At 73.1% G+C, this 18,878-nt stretch carries 16 protein-coding genes and 1 pseudogene; 5 read left to right on the forward strand and 12 right to left on the reverse strand.

What is annotated here, in order from left to right; translation table 11 throughout:
* Positions 1 to 265: 265 nt before the first annotated feature.
* On the reverse strand, positions 266 to 1,594 hold the full coding sequence (locus ACFC1R_RS05590) for an NAD(P)/FAD-dependent oxidoreductase (RefSeq protein ID WP_375933164.1): 1,329 nt from the start codon (positions 1,592 to 1,594) through the stop codon (positions 266 to 268).
* A 604-nt stretch (positions 1,595 to 2,198) separates the two neighbouring features.
* Entirely contained in the window at positions 2,199 to 3,104 is a 906-nt protein-coding gene (locus tag ACFC1R_RS05595; RefSeq protein WP_375933167.1) for a TIGR01777 family oxidoreductase, read from the reverse strand.
* Between the two features lie 64 nt (positions 3,105 to 3,168).
* Here ACFC1R_RS05595 and ACFC1R_RS05600 point away from each other — a divergent pair, with 64 nt between their 5' ends.
* A complete protein-coding gene (locus tag ACFC1R_RS05600) occupies positions 3,169 to 3,678 on the forward strand; it encodes a GNAT family N-acetyltransferase (RefSeq protein ID WP_375933170.1) in 510 nt (169 codons plus the stop codon).
* A 501-nt stretch (positions 3,679 to 4,179) separates the two neighbouring features.
* Positions 4,180 to 4,872, forward strand: coding sequence for a hypothetical protein (locus tag ACFC1R_RS05605; RefSeq protein WP_375933173.1), 693 nt, complete (start codon positions 4,180 to 4,182; stop codon positions 4,870 to 4,872).
* 17 nt (positions 4,873 to 4,889) lie between these two features.
* Here ACFC1R_RS05605 and ACFC1R_RS05610 read toward each other — a convergent pair whose 3' ends face one another.
* From ACFC1R_RS05610 to cobU, 7 genes and pseudogenes are all read right to left on the reverse strand, one after another.
* Positions 4,890 to 5,405, reverse strand: a complete 516-nt coding sequence (locus ACFC1R_RS05610; RefSeq protein WP_375933453.1) for a DUF4240 domain-containing protein — start codon at positions 5,403 to 5,405, stop codon at positions 4,890 to 4,892.
* 374 nt (positions 5,406 to 5,779) lie between these two features.
* Positions 5,780 to 7,552: a 2-oxoglutarate dehydrogenase, E2 component, dihydrolipoamide succinyltransferase gene (gene sucB, locus ACFC1R_RS05615; RefSeq protein WP_375933176.1), complete on the reverse strand. Its 1,773-nt coding sequence runs from the start codon at positions 7,550 to 7,552 to the stop codon at positions 5,780 to 5,782.
* Positions 7,553 to 7,610: 58 nt separating this feature from the next.
* Positions 7,611 to 8,999, reverse strand: coding sequence for a dihydrolipoyl dehydrogenase (lpdA, locus tag ACFC1R_RS05620; RefSeq protein WP_375933179.1), 1,389 nt, complete (start codon positions 8,997 to 8,999; stop codon positions 7,611 to 7,613).
* 429 nt (positions 9,000 to 9,428) lie between these two features.
* Entirely contained in the window at positions 9,429 to 10,925 is a 1,497-nt protein-coding gene (locus ACFC1R_RS05625) for a leucyl aminopeptidase (protein ID WP_375933182.1), read from the reverse strand.
* 250 nt (positions 10,926 to 11,175) lie between these two features.
* Positions 11,176 to 11,973 carry an adenosylcobinamide-GDP ribazoletransferase gene (locus tag ACFC1R_RS05630; protein ID WP_375933185.1) on the reverse strand — a complete coding sequence of 266 codons (798 nt, stop codon included), beginning with the start codon at positions 11,971 to 11,973 and terminating at the stop codon, positions 11,176 to 11,178.
* A gap of 169 nt (positions 11,974 to 12,142) precedes the next feature.
* Positions 12,143 to 13,264 carry a nicotinate-nucleotide--dimethylbenzimidazole phosphoribosyltransferase gene (locus ACFC1R_RS05635; RefSeq protein ID WP_375933188.1) on the reverse strand — a complete coding sequence of 374 codons (1,122 nt, stop codon included), beginning with the start codon at positions 13,262 to 13,264 and terminating at the stop codon, positions 12,143 to 12,145.
* A 77-nt stretch (positions 13,265 to 13,341) separates the two neighbouring features.
* A pseudogene (gene cobU / locus ACFC1R_RS05640) lies at positions 13,342 to 13,875 on the reverse strand (bifunctional adenosylcobinamide kinase/adenosylcobinamide-phosphate guanylyltransferase); the annotation flags it as partial.
* Positions 13,876 to 14,004: 129 nt separating this feature from the next.
* Between cobU and ACFC1R_RS05645 the strand changes: the two are divergent.
* Positions 14,005 to 14,205, forward strand: a complete 201-nt coding sequence (locus ACFC1R_RS05645; RefSeq protein ID WP_375933191.1) for a hypothetical protein — start codon at positions 14,005 to 14,007, stop codon at positions 14,203 to 14,205.
* A 247-nt stretch (positions 14,206 to 14,452) separates the two neighbouring features.
* Here the strand turns inward: ACFC1R_RS05645 and ACFC1R_RS05650 are convergent, their stop codons facing one another.
* Complete coding sequence (locus tag ACFC1R_RS05650; RefSeq protein ID WP_375933456.1) at positions 14,453 to 15,208, reverse strand: class I SAM-dependent methyltransferase; 756 nt, start codon at positions 15,206 to 15,208, stop codon at positions 14,453 to 14,455.
* 185 nt (positions 15,209 to 15,393) lie between these two features.
* Positions 15,394 to 15,990: a DUF3043 domain-containing protein gene (locus ACFC1R_RS05655; RefSeq protein ID WP_375933194.1), complete on the reverse strand. Its 597-nt coding sequence runs from the start codon at positions 15,988 to 15,990 to the stop codon at positions 15,394 to 15,396.
* Positions 15,991 to 16,348: 358 nt separating this feature from the next.
* Between ACFC1R_RS05655 and ACFC1R_RS05660 the strand changes: the two genes are divergently transcribed.
* Entirely contained in the window at positions 16,349 to 17,122 is a 774-nt protein-coding gene (locus tag ACFC1R_RS05660; protein ID WP_375933197.1) for a PspA/IM30 family protein, read from the forward strand.
* An 87-nt stretch (positions 17,123 to 17,209) separates the two neighbouring features.
* Positions 17,210 to 17,503: a hypothetical protein gene (locus ACFC1R_RS05665; RefSeq protein ID WP_375933200.1), complete on the forward strand. Its 294-nt coding sequence runs from the start codon at positions 17,210 to 17,212 to the stop codon at positions 17,501 to 17,503.
* Between the two features lie 67 nt (positions 17,504 to 17,570).
* Here ACFC1R_RS05665 and nadA read toward each other — a convergent pair whose 3' ends face one another.
* Entirely contained in the window at positions 17,571 to 18,752 is a 1,182-nt protein-coding gene (nadA, locus tag ACFC1R_RS05670) for a quinolinate synthase NadA (RefSeq protein ID WP_375933203.1), read from the reverse strand.
* Between the last annotated feature and the right edge of the window lie 126 nt (positions 18,753 to 18,878).

The following is an 18,878-nucleotide window of genomic DNA, read 5'->3' on the forward strand; positions in this document are numbered from 1 at the left end:
CACCCTGATCCGGGGCGGCAGCGGACGGGCGCGCGGCCGCACGGGAGCGGACGGCCGCACGGCGGCGGGCCGGCGGTGCGCCGACGATCGGCAGCCCGGCTGACGCTCGGGCCGGCATCCTGGCACGGACTCGGCGCCGTACCGCGAGGCCGTACCGCCGTGTACCTCCGGGCAGTGTGCCTGCGTCTACGCCACCGCCTGCGCCGTCGCCGTCTTGGGCTCCCCGCCGCCGACCCGGACTACCCGTCGCCGTCGCGGCCCCGGCCTACGCCGCCGCCTCGGCGGCCTGCGAGGCCATCGGCACCCGAAGGTCCCGCAGCACGGCCTGGGCCGCCCGCCGCCCCGAGACCAGCGCGCCCTGCACGGTACTGGTGTCCCGGTGGTCACCGCAGGCGTACAGCCCGGCCAGCAGGCGCACCGGGCGCCGGAAGTTGTGCGGCGGCGGCATCGCCGGTACGGCGTCCGGGATGTGGCGGACACTCAGGAACTCCCAGCCCGAGGTGGACGTCCCGTACAGGTCCGCGAGCCGGCGCCGCACCAGGGGCTCGTACCCGGCGGGGCCGCCGGGCTCGAAGCTGCGCCGGCCGAGCACGGTGGTGGCGATCAGCGCGCGTCCCAGCGGCGCGTACGAGGGGTCCACCTCGCTCAGGACCAGTGAGTGCGAGAGCACCGGCCGGCCGCCGGGCCGGTCGGCGTCGAGCAGCAGGACGGCTTCGCCCAGGGGCGAGTGGTCGGCCGCGTGGTAGTAGGTGGTCACCGGGTGGAAGTCCGGCATCCGCAGGCCGGGCAGCAGGGTGGCCGCCGACTGGGCGTCGGTGGCGAGCACCACCGCGCGGGCGGCGATGCGTCCGTGACCGGCGGTGTCGACGCCGTCGGCGGCGATCGTGGTGACCCGGACGCCGAGCCGGACGGTCCCGGCCGGGAGCCGTTCGGCCAGCTGTGCGGGCACCGCGCCGATGCCGGCGGCGGGCAGACAGAGCCGCCCGCGCGCGTAGGAGCGCAGGACCAGGTCGGCGACCCGGCTGCTGGTGCCGAGGCCGGGGTCGCTGAGCAGGGCGCCGAGCAGCGGGCGCAGGAAGCCGTCCACCGTGCGGGGCGCCAGACCACGGTCGGCCAGGGCGCGGGCGGTGGTGGTCTCCGGCCTGGCCAGCAGGCGCGGCACGGGTGTGACGGCGAGCCGGCCGAGGGTGGCGCCGAGCCTGGCCTTGTCGAGCGGGCTGCCCAGCGGGCCCCGGGCGGCGGCCTGCCGGGCGGCGGTCTGCTGCGGGTCGCCGACTCGGTAGCGGCGGCCTCCGCTGTGCACCAGGACGCCGGGGGCGAGTGGGCGCAGCTCCAGGCGGTCCAGGTCGAGGCGGCGGCGCGGCTCGGGGAAGTCGGTGTTCAGCAGGTGGCCGCCGTTGTCCAGGCGGAAGCCGTCGAGCTCCCGGGTGGCCGTCCGGCCGCCGATCCGCTCGGTCGCCTCCAGGACCTGGACGGTCAGGCCCCGGCCGGTGAGCGCGTGCGCGGCGGCCAGTCCCGCGAGCCCGGCGCCCACGACGACGACGTCCGGGTCGGACTGCCGGCGGGTGCGACGGGTGAAGTCATGTGCGGGCACGAGTGTGCTCCCTCCTGATTCCGGGGGGACCGGCCGACGCGGGCAAACGGGCTGCCGGGACACGGTCCGACGATGTGATGCCCCGTCAGTGTGCCGATCAGGCAGAGAAATTCGTTCGAATCGGGGGCCTTGGCAGGCATCGGCGGCATGGTGCGGGGCACGGTCACGGACTGTGCGCCGGAACGGAGCGTTCCCCGGCTCGGCGGGCGCGCACGGTCACCAGGGGCGTACAGCGCGCCGCCCGGATGCCACCGTGCGCCCCCTCCATCCGCCCCGACCGCCGCCCGGCGTACGCCCCTTCGACCTCTCCCGTGCGGTAGGACCGCCGGGCGGGGCGGGGCCCGTCGGCCGCCGGGCCGGTCGACCACGCGCATCCGCAGCATCCGGAGCCCCGCCGGCCACATGCCCCCGAGTCGTCGCACGGCTGACGCCGGAATCCCGGCTCTCCCGCGGGCCTGAGCCGGACGCCCCCGGTGCGCCGCCCGACGGCCGGGTCCGGCGGAGCCCCGCCCCGACGCAGGGGCGTCGGCCGGCCGGGTTTCCGCCCCGACGCCCGGTCCGCCGCCGGCCGGCCGAGTTCCCGTCCGGGCGTCGGGAGCGCCGCCTAGAGTGCCGCGCGGACGGCCGAGTCCACGTCCCGGTGCTGGAAGCGGAACCCGGCGTCGAGGAGGCGCTTGGGCAGCACGCGGTGGCTGCCGACGACCTCCACCGCCATGTCGCCGAGGGCCAGCCGCAGCGCGGCCTCCGGGACGGGGAACGGTGTCGGCCGCCCGAGCACCCGGCCCATCGCCTCGGTCAGCCGCCGGTTGGTGACCGGCTCGGGACCGGTCAGGTTGAACGGGCCGCTCAGGTCCTCCCGGTCGATCAGGAACCGCAGTGCCGCGACCTCGTCCGCCAGCGAGATCACCGCCCAGTACTGGTCGCCCGAGCCCAGCCGCCCGCCGAGCCCGAGCCGGAAGAGCGGGAACAGCCGCCCGCCCGCGCCGCCCTTCGCCGAGAGGACGAGTCCGGTGCGGGCGTACGCCACCCGGATCCCGGCGTCCTCGGCGGGCCTGGCGGACGCCTCCCACTCGACGCAGACCTGGGACAGGAAGTCCTCCCCGGGGGGTGCGTCCTCGTCGATGACCCGGTCTCCGGTCTGTCCGTAGTAGCCGACGGCGGAGGCGTTCACCAGGACCCGGGGCGGCTGCTTCGCCTCGACGAGGGCGGCGACGACGGTCTCGGTCCCGAGCACCCGGCTCTCCCGGATCTCCTGCCGGTAGTCCTCGGTCCAGCGGCGGTCGCCGACCCCGGCGCCTGCCAGGTTCACCACGGCCTCGACGCCGTCGAGGCCCGCCCGGTCGATCTGCATCAGATGCGGATTCCAGCCGACCCCGATCGTGCCGTCCGACTGCCTGCCGGTCCTCGCCCGGTGGCGGACCAGCCGTACCACCTCGTGCCCGTCCGCCAGCAGGGAGCGGACGAGAGCCGAACCGATCAGACCCGTGGAACCTGTCACCGCGATACGCATGGGGCCATCGTGCCAGGTCGGAAATCCGTGGTCGGGGAGCCACCCGCTGAATAGCATGTCGGCCATGCGACCTGACGGCGTGACCATACGGCGAGCACTGAGCGAGGACGGGCCGCAGCTCGTCGCCATCGACCGCGCGGCCTGGTCCTGGATCAGCGACGTGTCGCCACGGCCCGCCGAGGACGCGGAGTTCTTCGACGAGCGCCGCACTCCCGAGCAGTGCCTGGTCGCCGAGTCCGACGGTGTCGTCGTCGGCTACATCCGGCAGGTGCCGCCCACGCCGTTGGCCACCAACCTGCACATCCGCCAGATCCAGGGGTTCGCGGTCCTGCCCGCGTCCCGGGGCCGGGGCGTCGGGGCGCGGCTGATCGACGCTGCGCTCGCCGCCGCCCGTGCCGATGGGATCCGCCGGATGACCCTGCGCGTGCTCGGCCGGAACGCCTCCGCCCGGCGGCTCTACGAACGGGCCGGTTTCACGGTGGACGGCATCCTGCCGGAGGAGTTCCACCTCGACGGCGAGTACGTGGACGACGTGCTGATGGGGCGCAGCCTGCTCGACCACGACCGCGACTGAGCCCCGGGTCGGCGACTGGACACCGGGCTCGCGCCGGACCCGGCCATGGCGACAAGTGCGTTGTAAATGTTGCTGTTTGATGGTGGGCCAGTCAGCACTCCGCAAGGCATCTGCCGGGTCCGGGTGCCGACGGGTACGGTACGGTACGTGAGCGACTCGACTCCTCCGGGCCGGCGCCCGGAGTCCGGGCCCGGTCCACGTGGCGGCGCGCCGGAGCCCCGGCAGGACGGCGGTGCGCGGTCCGCGACGCCCGTGCCCGTGCCCGAGCCGTGCTCCGCGGACGCCCCGCCCCGGCCCCAGGGTGGTTCGGGGCCGCCCGCACCCCCGTTGGCCCCGCCGTCCTCCGGGAGGGGCGGGCCGCTCCAACCGCCCGGCGCGGCAGCGCCGTTCAGCAATCCGGCGGATCCGACTCCGGGAGATCCGACTCCGTCTCATCCGGGCCGGGCGCATCCGCGGTCCGAGGGCACCCGGAGGTTCCACGGCGGGTTGATCATCGGTTTGGTGATCGCCGTCTTCGCAGCCGCGGCCGTCACCGGACTGGTCTGGATCGGTCCGGACCCGGACGAGGACGACGACAGCGCAGCAGCTCCGCCACCCGGTCCCACCGTGCGGCACGGCCTGCCGGGCCGGCAGGAGGCGGATACCGGTCCGGCCGCCGCCGCCCCCGTCGGTCCGGACGGTGCCGCAAGGGACTTGGCGCACGGCTGGCGCGTCCCACTGCCTCCCGGCTGGACCTCCGACCGGCACGACCGGGACGTCGCCGTCCATCTCTCCACGGCCCCGTACCCCTGTGCGGACCCGGCGGGCTGCATGCGCGGCAGCTTCGGCATCGATGCGGTCCCGGTGGACGGTACCGACGCGATGACGGTCGCCCGTTCGGTGATGGCGGACGCCGCACCCGAGCTCTTCGGCGACCTCGCCGCGCACCAGGAACTCCCCTCCGGGCCGGTCACGGTGGCGGGCGGTCGGGGCTTCGCCGAGCGCTGGCACGTGGTCCCGAAGCAGGGCGTCCAGGGGTACGTCCTGGTGGTGACCGTCCCGGCCCGGGGCGGCGGCTTCACCGTGCTGACCGGATCGGTGGACGACCACCCGCAGGCGCCGAAGCCGGTCGTGCTCGACCGGATCGTCCAGGGCATCAGGGGTGACTCGGGTGCGTGGGGCAGCTCGGGCGCCGGGCGTGGTGCGGGCATCTGAGACCGGTCCTGCCGTCCTCAACGTCCGTAGTGGTCCCACAACTTGGGGAACCGTTTCGCCATGAGAGCGGGGTCATCGAAGTCGAACGGCGTGCCCTCGGGCCGGCGCGGCTGTTCGATCCCGAGCTCGGGCAGCGGCAGGCCGGTGAGCTGTTCGTGCGCCTCGTCGGCGGCGTAGCCGAGGTCCTCGGCCTCGCCGTCCTCCTCCTCGTCGAAGTCCGGCACCAGCTCCGCCAGGTCGTCCGGCTGGTGCAGCGCGCCCTCGAACACCTCCCGGCCCTGGCCGATCAGCCAGCACCGGAAGTAGTCGAAGGTGTCCTCCGAGGCGCCACCGAGCAGCAGGTGCGCGGCGGCCCACAGATCGGTGCGGTAGGCGCGTTGGAAGCGGGCCTCGAAGAGCCGCGCGAAGTCGAGCACATCGTCGGGTGTCAGCTGCACGAGCCGCTCGACCAGTGCCTCGGCCTGGTCGTCGGGGTCGCCGTCGGCCGCGTCCCGGGTCTCGTCGATGAGCTGCCAGAAGTCCGTCTCGTACATCACCGCTCCAGCATCGCCGGTCGCCAGGGCGAATGCATGCGTTGACGCCTGTGCGGAGTGGCGTGTACAACCGGCGGAGCCCGGACGGCCCACGGGCTTCGCCGGTGACCGCCCGTACCGGGCGCACCCGGCGCGGCAGCTCCCGGCGTCACCGTCACATCGTCACCGCCGCCCGCCGCCCGCCGCACTGCGGCCGCGGCCGGGGCGCGGCCCTGGGCCGTCCCGAACCGCGTCCGCGCCGTCACCCGGGCGCACGCCGTACCCGGCCGGGAGCCGTTCGCCGTGTGCACGAAGGGCTGTGCCCCGTTCCGCACGCGGTGAACGCGGCGGAACGGGGCACAGCCACCTGCGGCAGTCAGCCGATCAGAGACCGATCAGAGGCCGAGGTCGCCCTCGAAGGCGCCCTCTTCCAGGCGGGCCTTGACCGTGGCCAGGAAGCGGGCGGCGTCGGCGCCGTCCACGATCCGGTGGTCGTAGGACAGGGCCAGGTAGACCATGTCGCGGATCGCGATGGTCTCGCCGAGCTCCGGGTGGCTGATGACCACCGGGCGGCGCACGGTGGCGCCGATGCCCAGCATGCCGACCTGCGGCTGGTTCAGGATCGGGGTGTCGAACAGCGCACCGCGCGAACCGGTGTTGGTCACCGTGAAGGTGCCGTTGGCCAGCTCGTCCGGCTTCAGGCCACCGTCGCGGGTGCGGGCGGCGAGGTCGGCCACCTTCTTCGCGATACCGGCGATGTTGAGGTCACCGGCGCCGTGGATGACCGGGACGAACAGGCCCTTCTCGGTGTCCACCGCGATGCCGACGTTCTCGACGTCGTGGTAGGTGATCGAGTCGTCCTCGTTGACCCGGGCGTTCACGACCGGGTGCACCTTGAGCGCCTCGGTGGCGGCCTTGACGAAGAACGGCATCGGCGAGAGCTTGACGCCCTCACGCTGCAGGAAGCTGTTCTTGGCCTTGGCACGCAGCTGCATGATGCGCGTGACGTCCACCTCGACCACGGTGGTCAGCTGGGCCGAGACCTTCAGCGACTCGACCATGTGCTTGGCGATCGCCTTGCGCACGCGGGTCATCGGAACGGTCTGGCCACGCAGCGGGGACGGCGCGGCGGCAGCGGCCTTCGGAGCGGCCGGAGCGGCGGCAGCGGCGACCGGAGCCTTGGCGGCCTCGGCGGCGGCCAGGACGTCCTGCTTACGGATACGGCCGCCGACACCGGTGCCGGTGACGGAGGAGAGGGCCACGCCGTGCTCGGCCGCGAGCTTGCGGACCAGCGGGGTGACGTAGGCGTCCGAGCTGTCGGCAGCCGGGGCGGCCGGAGCGGCAACCGGAGCCGGGGCGGCAACGGGGGCCGGGGCAGCCGGGGCAGCGGCAACCGGAGCCGGGGCGGCAACGGGGGCCGGGGCGGCAACGGGGGCCGGGGCGGCGACCGGGGCCGGGGCAGCCGGGGCAGCGGCAACCGGAGCCGGGGCGGCAACGGGGGCCGGGGCGGCCGGAGCAGCGGCGGCGGGGGCGGCCGGAGCGGCACCCGCGACACCGATCAGCGCGAGCCGGGCGCCGACCTCGGCGGTCTCGTCCTCGCCGACCAGGATCTTCACCACGACACCGGCGACCGGCGACGGGATCTCGGTGTCGACCTTGTCGGTCGAGACCTCCAGCAGCGGCTCGTCGACCTCGACGGTGTCACCCTCGGCCTTGAGCCAACGGGTGACGGTGCCCTCGGTGACCGACTCGCCGAGCGCGGGGAGCAGCACCGGGGTGCCCTCACCGGCGGCGGGCGCGGCGGCCGGAGCAGCAGCGGCCGGAGCGGCGGCGACCGGGGCCGGAGCGGCCGGGGCCTCGGCAACGGGGGCCGGGGCGGCAGCCGGAGCGGCCTCCGCGACCGGGGCGGCAGCGGCGACCGGGGCGCCGGAGCCGTCGTCGATGATGGCCAGCTCGGCGCCGACCTCGACCGTCTCGTCCTCGGCGACCTTGATCGAGGCCAGGATGCCGGAGGCCGGAGCGGGGATCTCGGTGTCGACCTTGTCGGTCGAGACCTCCAGCAGCGGCTCGTCGGCCTCCACGCGCTCACCCTCGGCCTTCAGCCAACGGGTGACAGTACCCTCGGAAACGCTCTCGCCCAGCGCGGGCAGTGTTACTGAGACCGCCATGGTTTCAGCGACTCCTATCAAGTCTTGCGTACGGGAATGGGGGAAGTAAGAGCCGAGATCAGTCGTGCGCGTGCAGCGGCTTGCCGGCCAGGGCCAGGTGCGCCTCGCCGAGGGCCTCGGACTGGGTCGGGTGCGCGTGGATGAGCTGCGCGACCTCGGCCGGCAGGGCCTCCCAGTTGTAGATCAGCTGGGCTTCGCCGACCTGCTCGCCCATTCGGGCACCGACCATGTGGACGCCGACCACGGCGCCGTCCTTGACCTGGACCAGCTTGATCTCACCGGCGGTCTTCAGGATCTTGCTCTTGCCGTTGCCGGCCAGGTTGTACTTGAGGGTGACGACCTTGTCCTTGCCGTACAGCTCCACGGCCTTGGCCTCGGAGATGCCGACGGAGGCGACCTCGGGGTTGGAGTACGTCACGCGCGGCACACCGTCGTAGTCGAGCGGGACCGGCTTGAGGCCGGCCAGGCGCTCGGCGACCAGGATGCCCTCGGCGAAGCCGACGTGGGCCAGCTGCAGGGTCGGGGCGAGGTCGCCGACGGCCGAGATGGTCGGCACGTTGGTGCGCATGTACTCGTCGACCAGGACGTAGCCGCGGTCCATCGCGACGCCGTTCTCCTCGTAGCCGAGGCCGGCCGAGACCGGGCCGCGGCCGATGGCGACGAGCAGCAGGTCGGCGTCGATCTGCTTGCCGTTCTCGGTGGAGACGCGCACACCGGCCTCGGTGTACTCGACGCCGGAGAAGCGGGCCTTCAGCTCGAACTTGATGCCGCGCTTGCGGAAGGCGCGCTCCAGCAGCTTGGAGGAGTTCTCGTCCTCCAGCGGGACCAGGTGCGGCAGGGCCTCGACGATGGTGACGTCGACACCGAAGGACTTCCAGACCGAGGCGAACTCGACGCCGATCACGCCGCCGCCGAGGATGACGGCCGACTTCGGGATGCGGTCGAGCTTGAGGGCGTGGTCCGAGGAGATGATCCGGTTGCCGTCGATCTCCAGGCCCGGGATCGAGCGCGGGACGGAGCCGGTCGCGAGGACGATGTGGCGGCCCTCGATGCGCTGGCCGTCGACGTCCACCGAGGTCTGCGAGGAGAGCCGGCCGGCGCCCTGGATGAAGTGGACCTTGCGGGAGGCCACCAGGCCCTGCAGGCCCTTGTACAGGCCGGCGATGACGTCGTCCTTGTACTTGTGGACGCCGTTGATGTCGATGCCCTGGAAGGTGGCCAGAACGCCGAACTCGGCGGCTTCCTTGGTCTCGTCGGCGATCTCTGCGGCGTGCAGCAGGGCCTTGGTCGGGATGCAGCCGCGGTGCAGGCAGGTGCCGCCCAGCTCACCCTTCTCGATCAGCGCAACGCTCAGTCCCAGCTGAGCGGCGCGGAGCGCCGCGGCGTAACCGCCGCTTCCGCCTCCGAGAATGACTACGTCGAAAACGGTGCTGGCGTCGTTCGCCACGTCACGTCCTCCATGCAAAGGGGTGCGGTTCGCCGGGCCGGTCACGGTCCGGTGGGGAAGCCCTCGTAAGGCGCCCAGTCGTGCCGGAAATACATCTTCGCACTTGTTCGCGGCGGTTGATGTCCGGGGCTGCCTCGGCCGGGTCCGGCGATCTCGAACAGATGGGTGGAATGTACCGATCTTCTAAGTATTGTCGCAGCTCACAGCGGTGCTGCCGACCGGCGGTGGGTGGGTGCGGTCGAGCGTGGACCTGGGCGGTTCCGTCTTGCGGAAGAAAGTTTCGCCCCGAGCGAACACGGCCCCACAATGTGACGAACTGTATTACCGGCAGGTAACTCGGAAATGCGACGAGGGCCCGGCGCCAGTGGCGTCGGACCCTCGGTCGGACCTCGTGGCGCCGGCCCCGCTGGGCCGGCGCCACGGCGCGGGTCAGGCGTTCGCGGTGTCCTCCGCGAAGCGGACCAGGGTGCGGATCGCGCTGCCGGTGCCGCCCTTGGGGGTGTAGCCGAACGGGGCGCCCTCGTGGAACGCCGGGCCGGCGATGTCCAGGTGCGCCCAGTCGATGCCGTCGGCGACGAACTCCTTCAGGAACAGGCCGGCCACCAGGCCGCCACCCATCCGCTCGCCCATGTTGGCCAGGTCGGCGATGGTCGACTCGACCATGCCCTTGCGCAGGTCGGCGGGGAGCGGCATCGGCCAGGACTGCTCACCGGCCGCCTCGGCGGCGGCGTGCAGCTCGCTGCGCAGCTCGTCCTTGTTCGACATCACGCCGAAGGTGCGGTTGCCCAGGGCCAGCACCATGGCGCCGGTCAGGGTGGCGACGTCGACGATCACGTCCGGGTTCTCCTCGCCGGCGCGGACGATCGCGTCGGCGAGCACCAGGCGGCCCTCGGCGTCGGTGTTGAGCACCTCGACGGTCTTGCCGCCGTACATCCTCAGCACGTCACCCGGGCGGGTGGCCGAGCCCGACGGCATGTTCTCCGCCAGGGCGAGCCAGCCGGTGACGTTGACGGCCAGGCCCAGGCGCTTGGCCGCGACCACGGCCGCGAACACGGCGGCGGCGCCGGCCATGTCGCACTTCATGGTCTCGTTGTGGCCGGCCGGCTTCAGCGAGATGCCGCCCGAGTCGTAGGTGATGCCCTTGCCGACGAAGGCGAGGGTGGCCTTGGCCTTCGGGTGGGTGTAGGCGACCTTCACCAGGCGGGGCGGGTTCTCCGAGCCGGTGCCGACGCCGAGGATGCCGCCGAAGCCGCCCTTGGCCAGCGCCTTCTCGTCCAGCACCTCGACCTTCAGGCCGTGCTCCTTGCCGGCCGCCTGGGCGATCGCGGCGAAGGACTTCGGGTTGAGGTCGTTCGGGGCGGCGTTGACCAGGTCGCGGGCGCGGTTGATCTCCTCGCCGATCGCCACGGCGCGGTCGGCGGCGGCCTTGGCCTCCTTGCTGCCCTTGCGGTCGGTCAGCAGGACCAGCTCGCCGACCGGCGCCTTGCCGTTCTCCGAGCCCTTGTAGGTGGTGAAGCTGTACGAGCCGAGCAGCCCGCCGAGCGCGACCGCCTCGAGGTCCTCGGCCGAGGCGACCGGGAGGGCCAGCGCGGCCTTCTTGACGCCGGACAGCGTGCGGGCGGCGACACCGGCCGCACGGCGCAGCGTCTCCGGGGAGTACCCCTCGTCGGAGGCCTCGCCGAGGCCGACGGCCAGCACCAGGGCGGCCTTCAGCCCGGCGGGGGAGGGAAGCTTGACCGACTCGCCCTCGGCACCGGTCGCGCCCAGGGTGCTGAGGACCTCGGCCAGCTTGCCCTCGAACGCCTCGGCCACGGCCTCGGCGCCGGCGGCCACCACGAGGCCCTTCGGGCCCTTGCCCACACCGATCACCAGGGCATCCGCGCGCAGCGAGGCGGCGGAGGAGGTGCTCACAGACAATGCAGTCACGTAAATGAGTCCTGTTCTTTCGCGGTCCACAGCCAGGTGCGGCGCCGGTGCCGCACCGGCATCACCCCGGCGTGCTCCGCTGGAACAGGGCGCAGGGCTACGGTGCTCCCCGCATGGTAGTCCGCATGATGGGATCACGCCGCCCTCGGTACCGGCCCTATCTTCTGCCGAACGGGTGCGTCGGACCCCGCAATTGGCCGCCCGATGCCCAATCCCCGCTCCGACCGGCCGGTATGACGGGCCGTCACGGTCAGGTCAGGGCCAGGGTGAGCAGGGCGGCGGCGGCCGCGGTCTCCGCCATCGCGCCGAGCACGTCGCCCGTGATGCCGCCGAACCGCCGTACGCAGCGCCGCAGCAGCAGACCGGCCGCGCCGAGGCCGACCAGCAGCGCGGCCGGGTAGCGGAGCGCCGCCCAGCCGTCCGCCCACGCCGCCGCGCCGAGGCCCAGGCCGGCGAGCGCGGAGACCGCCAGTGCACCGGCCGGCGGAACCGTGGCCGCGACCATCGCGCCCAGACCCCCGGGCCGGGCGGCGGGCACCGGCCGCAGACAGCCCCAGGACAGTGCACAGCGCGCGGTCACGGCGGCGGTCAGCACCGCCAGCGCACCGTGCCCGACGGAGTCGGCGAACTGTCCGGCCAGGGCGGCGACCTGGGCCAGCAGCACCAGAACGAGGGTCAGCACACCGAACGGGCCGATGTCCGACTGTTTCATGATCCGCAGGGCGTCCTCGGCCGGCTTGCCGCTGCCCAGGCCGTCCGCGACATCGGCCAGGCCGTCCAGATGAAGCCCCCGGGTGAGCCAGGCCGGCACGGCCACGGCGGCCACCGCCGCGAGCAGCCCGCCCGCCCGCCAGGCGACCAGTGCACCCGCGCCTGCGGCGAGCGCCCCGAGCACCACGCCGACCAGCGGCGCACAGAGCATCGCCCGCCCACCGGCGGCCCGGTCCCACCGCTCGACCCGGACCCGCAGCACCGACAGCGTCCCGAACGCGAACCGCACCCCGTCCCCCCACGAGGACGTCCCCGTGTCGGCCGTACTCCGAGACACCGCTCCAGCCCCTCACTCGCTCAGCCATGCAGTTACGTCCCGGGGCGGCCGGGTCGCCCGATCGGCGGGGTGCGCGAGGGCGGCGTACCGCGGTGGAGCGGTCTTCGGGCAGCTTCCCGTGCCCGGGCAACTGTCCGGGCGGTCCGCCGCTCCTCCCGGGAGGGCTGCCTCAGCCCCGGCCCAGCAGCTCCGCCGCGGTGGGCAGCCGCGGCGGCTCCTTCGGCGCGAGGCCCACCCGGGTGATCATCGCCACGTCGGCCGGATCCGCGAGGGTGTCGGTGGCCGCCTGGAGCAGCGGCAGCGCCAGCAGTGCGCCCACCCCTTCGCCCATCGAGACGCCCAGCCCCTGAAGCGGCGTCAGCGTCAGCCGGTCGTACGCCTTGGCCTGGGCGGGTTCACCGGTGGACTGTCCGGCACGCCACCACTCGGGCGCCCGGAACGCGACCCGCTGCGCGACCAGCGCGCAGGCGGCCGAGACCACGCCGTCCAGCACCACCGGCAGCTTGCGCACGGCGGACTGCAGCAGGAACCCGGTGACGGCCGCGAAGTCCGCGCCGCCGACGGCCGCGAGCAGCGCCAGCTGGTCGCCCAGCACGGGACGGGCCCGGCGCAGCGCGTCGCGTACGGTCGCGCACTTGACCATCCAGACCCGGTCGTCGATGCCGGAGCCGCGCCCGGTGACCGCGGCCGCGTCGGTGCCGCAGAGCGCGCCGATCAGGACGGCTGCGACGGTGGTCGAGCCGGCGCCGAGGTCGCCGAGCACCACCACGTCGGTCCCGGCGTCGGCCTCCTCGTCGGCGACGGCCATGCCGGTCAGGAACGCGCGCGCGGCTTCGTCCAGGCTGAGCGCGTTCTCGATGTCGATCCGCCCGGAGCCGCGGCGCACCCGCTGGTGCTCCACCTCGGCCGGGAAGGTCCCGGGGACGGCGTCCACGGCCATGTCCACGACCCGCACCTCGGCGCCGTAGCGGCGGGCCAGGGCGGCGACGGGGGCGGTGCCGTCCAGCACCGCCTGCACCCGCTGCGCGGTGCTGGGCGAGCCCGGCCGCGAGATGCCGAGCCCGGCCACGCCGTGGTCGCCCGCGAAGAGCAGCACCTTGGCGGCGGTCAGCGGCTGCACGGGGGACCTGCCCTGTACGGAGGCCAGCCAGCTGCCGAGTTCCTCCAGCTGCCCGAGGCCGGCGCGCGGCTTGTCGAGCTGCTGCCAGCGTTCCTCGGCGGCACGGCGGGCGCTCTCGTCGGGGCGCTCGACGAGCGAGGAGAAGGTATCGAGATCCACGGTGGTGTCCATCGAGCGGAAATCTACACGGCACGGGTGTCGTTGCGGTGGTGGCCCTCGCAGTCCGCCGTGGGTTGCCAGGCGGCCGGCTTGACGGTCAGTACCTGTCCGGCGACCACCAGCAGAACCCGCTCCGAGGCGTCCGCCACGGCCATGTTGAGCCGGCCCAGGGTGTCCCGGAAGCGCCGCCCGGCGGCGGTGGCGGGGACGACACCCATTCCGACCTCGTTGCTCACCGCGATCACCTGGCGCTCCGTCAGCCGCCAGGCCTCGGCCAGCTCGTCGCAGTGCAGTCGGACCGCGAGCTCACCGCCGTCGTCCCAGGCCGCGTCGTCCCAGGCGTTGCACCGGTCCATCACGGCGGTCAGCCAGAGCGCCAGACAGTCGATCAGTACGGGTGCGCCGTCCGCCCGGTCGGCGAGGACGGCCACCAGGTCGCAGGTCTCCGCCGTCCGCCAGCTCGACGGCCGCCGCTCGCGGTGCAGTTCGACCCGCTGGGCCCACTCCCGGTCGCCGTCGCGGGTGCCGCCGGTGGCCACGTAGAGCACGTCCTCGTACGGCGCGAGCAGCTGCTCGGCCCGGGTGGACTTGCCGGAGCGGGCGCCGCCGAGGATCAGGGTGCGGGGGAGTGCCATGGCCACATCCTGCCTGACAAGGCATGAGGTGGATCAGTCCGGGCACGCTAGTGTGCGCAACGGCAGCGCGCAACGGCAGCGCACGACGAGGTAGTTCCTAGGCGGGAGGAGCCCGGCATGGTGTTCACGTGGCGGTACGAGAAGGCGGACGGCACCCTGGTGACCCCGTCCGACGGTCAGGAGGAGTTCTCCAGCCAGGGGGATGCGGAGTCCTGGATCGGCGAGGCCTGGAAGCAGCTCGTGGAGGACGGCGCCGACCGGGTCGCACTGCTGGACGACGGCCGGGAGATCTACACGATGAGCCTGCACGCCGAGTGACCACCGTGGGCGCCGGGCAGCTCGCGCCGACTCCGTCAGCTCCCGCACCCGCCTGAGCGATCAAGCGATCAGGGGCGCGGGAACCGTGCGAGCAGCCCGGCGCGCTCCGGAGCGCCGCTCGCCCGGTCCCGCGCCCCGAGAGGTCGCACACGCGGGGGCGCACACCCCGGACGACCGCGCATCCTGAACGACGGGGCGCTCCTGGCCGCCGGGCACCCCCGGCCGCCGGGCGCCCGCTTCCCGGCGCCTACTTCGGCTGCTTCGACCCGATCACGTGCAGCAGTGCCGCCACCCGCCGGTACGGTTCCTCGCGTCCGGCCCGCTCCTCGGCGTCCAGCAGCTGGGCCAGCTGACGCCCGTCCACCGGCGCGGCGTCCTCGGGCGTGCTGTCGGTGAACACCCGCACCCCGTACCAGTGCCGCAGCGGGACCGACACCCCGGCCAGCGTGGTGGTCAGGTCCGCGAGACGGTCGGCGCGGGCCGGCAGGCCCAGGTGGTTGGTGTAGCGGGGACTGTCGAAGGCGTGCAGCGCGGCCCGCCAGTCGCCGGTGAGGCCAGGGCGCATGGCCAGCGCGTCCGCGTTGCGGACCAGCAGCGACAGCACGCCGCCGGGGGCGAGGATCCGGGCCAGCGAGGCGAGCATCGGGTCCGGGTCGGGCAGGTACATCAGGACGCCGTGGCAGAGCACCACGTCGAAGCTGCGCGGCCCGAACCAGCGTCCGCACTGGTGCCCGTCCCCGCCCAGTAGCCGGACCCGCTCCCGCACCTCGGGCGGCTCGGCCGCCAGCGCGGCCTGGGCGGCGCCGAGGGTGACCGGGTCCGGGTCGAGCCCGGTGACCAGGTGGCCGGCCCTGGCGAGCCGCAGCGCCTGGGTGCCCTGGCCGCAGCCGACGTCCAGGACGTGCAGTCCGCTCCGTCCGGCCAGCTGCTCGGCGAGCTGCCGGGCCACCAGTTCCTGCCGGACCAGGTTGCGCAGTCCGCCCTGCCGTTCCAGCCAGGACATCCCGGGCTGCCCGGTGGGCCGGGCGGCGGGAAGCCGGTCGTGCGCCCCCGCGCCCTGCCCCGGCAGCGCACCGGGCATCGCGTTGGCCAGGGCGCCCGGCACCGCACCGGGGACGGGCGACAGTCCGGGGCCCTGGGGCCAAGCGGGAGAGGCCCAGTACGACTGCGGCGGAACCGGCTCGGCGGTCAGGGCCGTTCGCCCCGCTTGACCTGCGGCTTCGGCAGTCGCAGCCGCCGCATCTGCAGGGTCCGCATCAGGGCGTAGGCGATCGCGCCGCGGGTGTTCTCGTTCGGGAAGCGCTCGGCCAGTGCCTTGCGCAGGCCGAGGCCCAGGCGGACGAAGTCGAGGATGACCAGGACGAAGAACAGCAGGAACAGCAGGGTGGAGAGCAGCTGGAGCGTCGGGTTCCTGAGGATGCTGAGGACCAGCACGACCACCGCGTACGGCAGGAAGAACTCGGCCATCGTCCAGCGCGAGTCCACGTAGCTGCGGGCGAAGCGGCGCACCGGGCCCTTGTCGCGCATCGGCAGGGCGCTCTCGTCGCCGTTCAGCAGCGCCATGCGCTGCTTCTCCCGCTCGGCGCGCATCCGCTCGCGGGACTGGCGGGCGGCGTCCTTGCGGTCCTTGGGCACGGTCACCCGGGTGCGGCGGTTGGCCTCGGCCTCGCTGCGCTTGGGGGTGGGGCGGCCCTTCGGCGCCTCGGGGTGGCGGGTGGTCGTCTCGTCCTGCTCGGCCACCACGGTGGCGGAGGAGGAGGCATCATCTGAGCGGCGTCGGAACACACCACCAGCGTACGTGCTGGCTGTGGCCTTCTCGCCGTGCCGTCGGACCCAAACCGGTATCGATCCGGCGCCGCCCGCCCGCGCACCGCCCCCGGCGGCCCGTCCGCCGCCCGATTCCGGCCCCGATCCCGCCGACCTCCCCTTACGGGATCCCCCGGCTGTGGTGGATCATGAACCAGGGCGGGATCCATCCCTGGGATGAGGTCCGGGCGGTTGCGGCTGTAGCAGTCTTGTAGCAGGCAGGTGCACTGCGTGCAGCAGCCCGCTGCACCTACACTCAAGGTTGTCAGCACGAGACGGAACCGCAGGCCCGAGAAGGGGGCACCCGAGGCCCATGAGCGACGGAATCATGAAGCGTATGGGGCTGATCTTCCGCTCCAAGGCGAACAAGGCCCTGGACCGGGCGGAGGACCCGCGCGAGACGCTCGACTACTCCTACCAGAAGCAGCTCGAACTGCTGCAGAAGGTCCGCCGGGGTGTCGCCGACGTGGCCACCTCCCGCAAGCGCCTGGAACTCCAGCTGACGCAGCTGCAGCAGCAGTCGGCGAAGTACGAGGACCAGGGCCGCAAGGCGCTCTCGCTGGGCCGCGAGGACCTCGCCCGCGAGGCCCTGACCCGCAAGGCCAACCTCCAGTCCCAGATCACCGACCTGGAGACCCAGTACCAGCAGCTGCAGGCCGAGGAGGAGAAGCTCACGCTCGCCTCCCAGCGCCTGCAGGCCAAGGTGGACGCCTTCCGCACCAAGAAGGAGACCATCAAGGCCACCTACACCGCCGCCCAGGCGCAGACCCGGATCGCGGAGTCCTTCTCCGGGATCTCCGAGGAGATGGGCGACGTCGGCCTGGCCATCCAGCGGGCCGAGGACAAGACCGCGCAGATGCAGGCGCGGGCCGGGGCGATCGACGAGCTGCTCGCCTCGGGTGCGCTCGACGACGCCAGCGGTCTGGGCCGCAAGGACGACATCGAGGCCGAGCTGGAGCGGGTGGCCGGCGGCAGCGACGTCGAGCTGGAGCTGGCGCGGATGAAGGCGGAGCTCACCGGCGGTCCGGCTGCGGCTCCGCAGGCGATCGAGCAGGGCAAGCCCGCTGCCGCGCCGCAGGACGCGCCGCCCACCATCAACTACAAGAAGTGACCTGCACGTCCGAAGTGATCCGCACGTTTCAAGAAGTGACCTGAGCCGCAACGACCGAGCTGCAACGACACAGGGAGACGCACCGGCATGATCATGAGGGTCATGGGTGAGGGGCAGTTCCAGGTGGGCGACGACCACCTGAACCACCTGAACCAGCTCGACGACGAGCTGCTCACCGCGCTGGAGGCGGGGGACGAGGAACGTTTTCGGGTTTCGCTGGGCAAGTTGCTCGCCGCGGTGAGGCAGTACGGCACACCGCTGCCGGACGACTCGTTGGAGCCGTCCGACCTCATCCTCCCGAATGTCGAGGCGACGATCACCGAGGTGACCGCGATGCTGCGGGGCGAGGGCGACGGGTTGATCCCCGGGTTTCCGGACTGACGGCTGACACACCACAAGGGCGGGCCCCCGAGAGGGGGCCCGCCCTTGTGGTGTGCTGCCACGGCGACTACGGCAGGGCCAACATCCGGTCCAGCGCGGCCTTGGCGTACTTCTCGGTCTCCGGGTCGACGGTGATGACGTTCGGCACCCGGCCCTCGACCAGCGACTCCAGCGCCCAGACCAGGTGCGGGAGGTCGATCCGGTTCATGGTGGAGCAGAAGCAGACCGTGCGGTCCAGGAAGACGATCTCCTTGTCCGGGTGCGCCTTGGCCAGGCGGCGGACCAGGTTCAGCTCGGTGCCGATGGCCCACTTGGAACCGGGCTCGGCGGCGTCCAGCGCCTTGATGATGTACTCGGTCGAGCCCACCATGTCCGCGGCGGTGACCACCTCGTGCTTGCACTCGGGGTGGACCAGCACGGTCACGCCGGGGATCCGCTCGCGGACCTCGTTCACCGAGTCCAGGCTGAACCGGCCGTGCACCGAGCAGTGCCCGCGCCAGAGGATCATCTTCGCGTTCCGCAGCTGCTCCGCGGTCAGGCCGCCGTTCGGCTTGTGCGGATTGTAGAGCACGCAGTCGTCCAGCGAGAAGCCCATCTCCAGCACGGCGGTGTTGCGGCCGAGGTGCTGGTCGGGCAGGAAGAGCACCTTCTCGCCCTGCTCGAAGGCCCACTCCAGGGCCCGCTTGGCGTTGGACGACGTACAGATCGTGCCGCCGTGCCTGCCGGTGAACGCCTTGATGTCGGCCGAGGAGTTCATGTACGAGACCGGGACGGTCGCGTCGGCTATCCCGGCCTCGGTCAGCACGTCCCAGCACTCGGCGACCTGCTCGGCGGTGGCCATGTCGGCCATCGAGCAGCCGGCCGCGAGGTCGGGGAGGACGACCTGCTGGGCGTCGGTGGTCAGGATGTCCGCCGACTCGGCCATGAAGTGCACGCCACAGAAGACGATGTACTCGGCCTCGGGGCGGGCGGCGGCGTCGCGGGCCAGCTTGAAGGAGTCGCCGGTGACGTCGGCGAACTCGATCACCTCGTCGCGCTGGTAGTGGTGGCCGAGGATGAAGACGCGGTTGCCCAGTGCGGCCTTGGCGGCACGGGCGCGCTCGACCAGGCCGGAGTCGGAGGCGGCGGGCAGATCGCCGGGGCACTCGACGCCGCGCTCGCTGTTCGGGTCGGCCTGGCGGCCGAGCAGCAGCAGTGCGAGCGGCGTCGGGTCGGGGTCGACGCCGTGGGTCTCTGTGGTGGTGGTCACGGGCGGATGCCCTCCTGTGCGGCCGATCGTTCCGAACAGCCTTCTCGTCTATCTGACGCTATCGATGATAACCGGTTAGCGTCACTCTGACGATGGCCATTGTGTCAATGTGATGAGAACCGCTCA

It is taken from the genome of Kitasatospora sp. NPDC056138 (genome assembly GCF_042264695.1).
Lineage (GTDB): Bacteria > Actinomycetota > Actinomycetes > Streptomycetales > Streptomycetaceae > Kitasatospora.

Coding starts and splice junctions, on each gene's coding strand:
- ACFC1R_RS05610 (WP_375933453.1), bottom strand. CDS start 5,405: ATGTACGAGACGGACTTCTGGCAGCTCATCGACGAGACCCGGGACGCG.
- ACFC1R_RS05665 (WP_375933200.1), top strand. CDS start 17,210: ATGATCATGAGGGTCATGGGTGAGGGGCAGTTCCAGGTGGGCGACGAC.
- ACFC1R_RS05600 (WP_375933170.1), top strand. CDS start 3,169: ATGCGACCTGACGGCGTGACCATACGGCGAGCACTGAGCGAGGACGGG.
- ACFC1R_RS05650 (WP_375933456.1), bottom strand. CDS start 15,208: ATGTCCTGGCTGGAACGGCAGGGCGGACTGCGCAACCTGGTCCGGCAG.
- ACFC1R_RS05645 (WP_375933191.1), top strand. CDS start 14,005: ATGGTGTTCACGTGGCGGTACGAGAAGGCGGACGGCACCCTGGTGACC.
- ACFC1R_RS05660 (WP_375933197.1), top strand. CDS start 16,349: ATGGGGCTGATCTTCCGCTCCAAGGCGAACAAGGCCCTGGACCGGGCG.
- ACFC1R_RS05635 (WP_375933188.1), bottom strand. CDS start 13,264: ATGGACACCACCGTGGATCTCGATACCTTCTCCTCGCTCGTCGAGCGC.
- sucB (WP_375933176.1), bottom strand. CDS start 7,552: ATGGCGGTCTCAGTAACACTGCCCGCGCTGGGCGAGAGCGTTTCCGAG.
- ACFC1R_RS05595 (WP_375933167.1), bottom strand. CDS start 3,104: ATGCGTATCGCGGTGACAGGTTCCACGGGTCTGATCGGTTCGGCTCTC.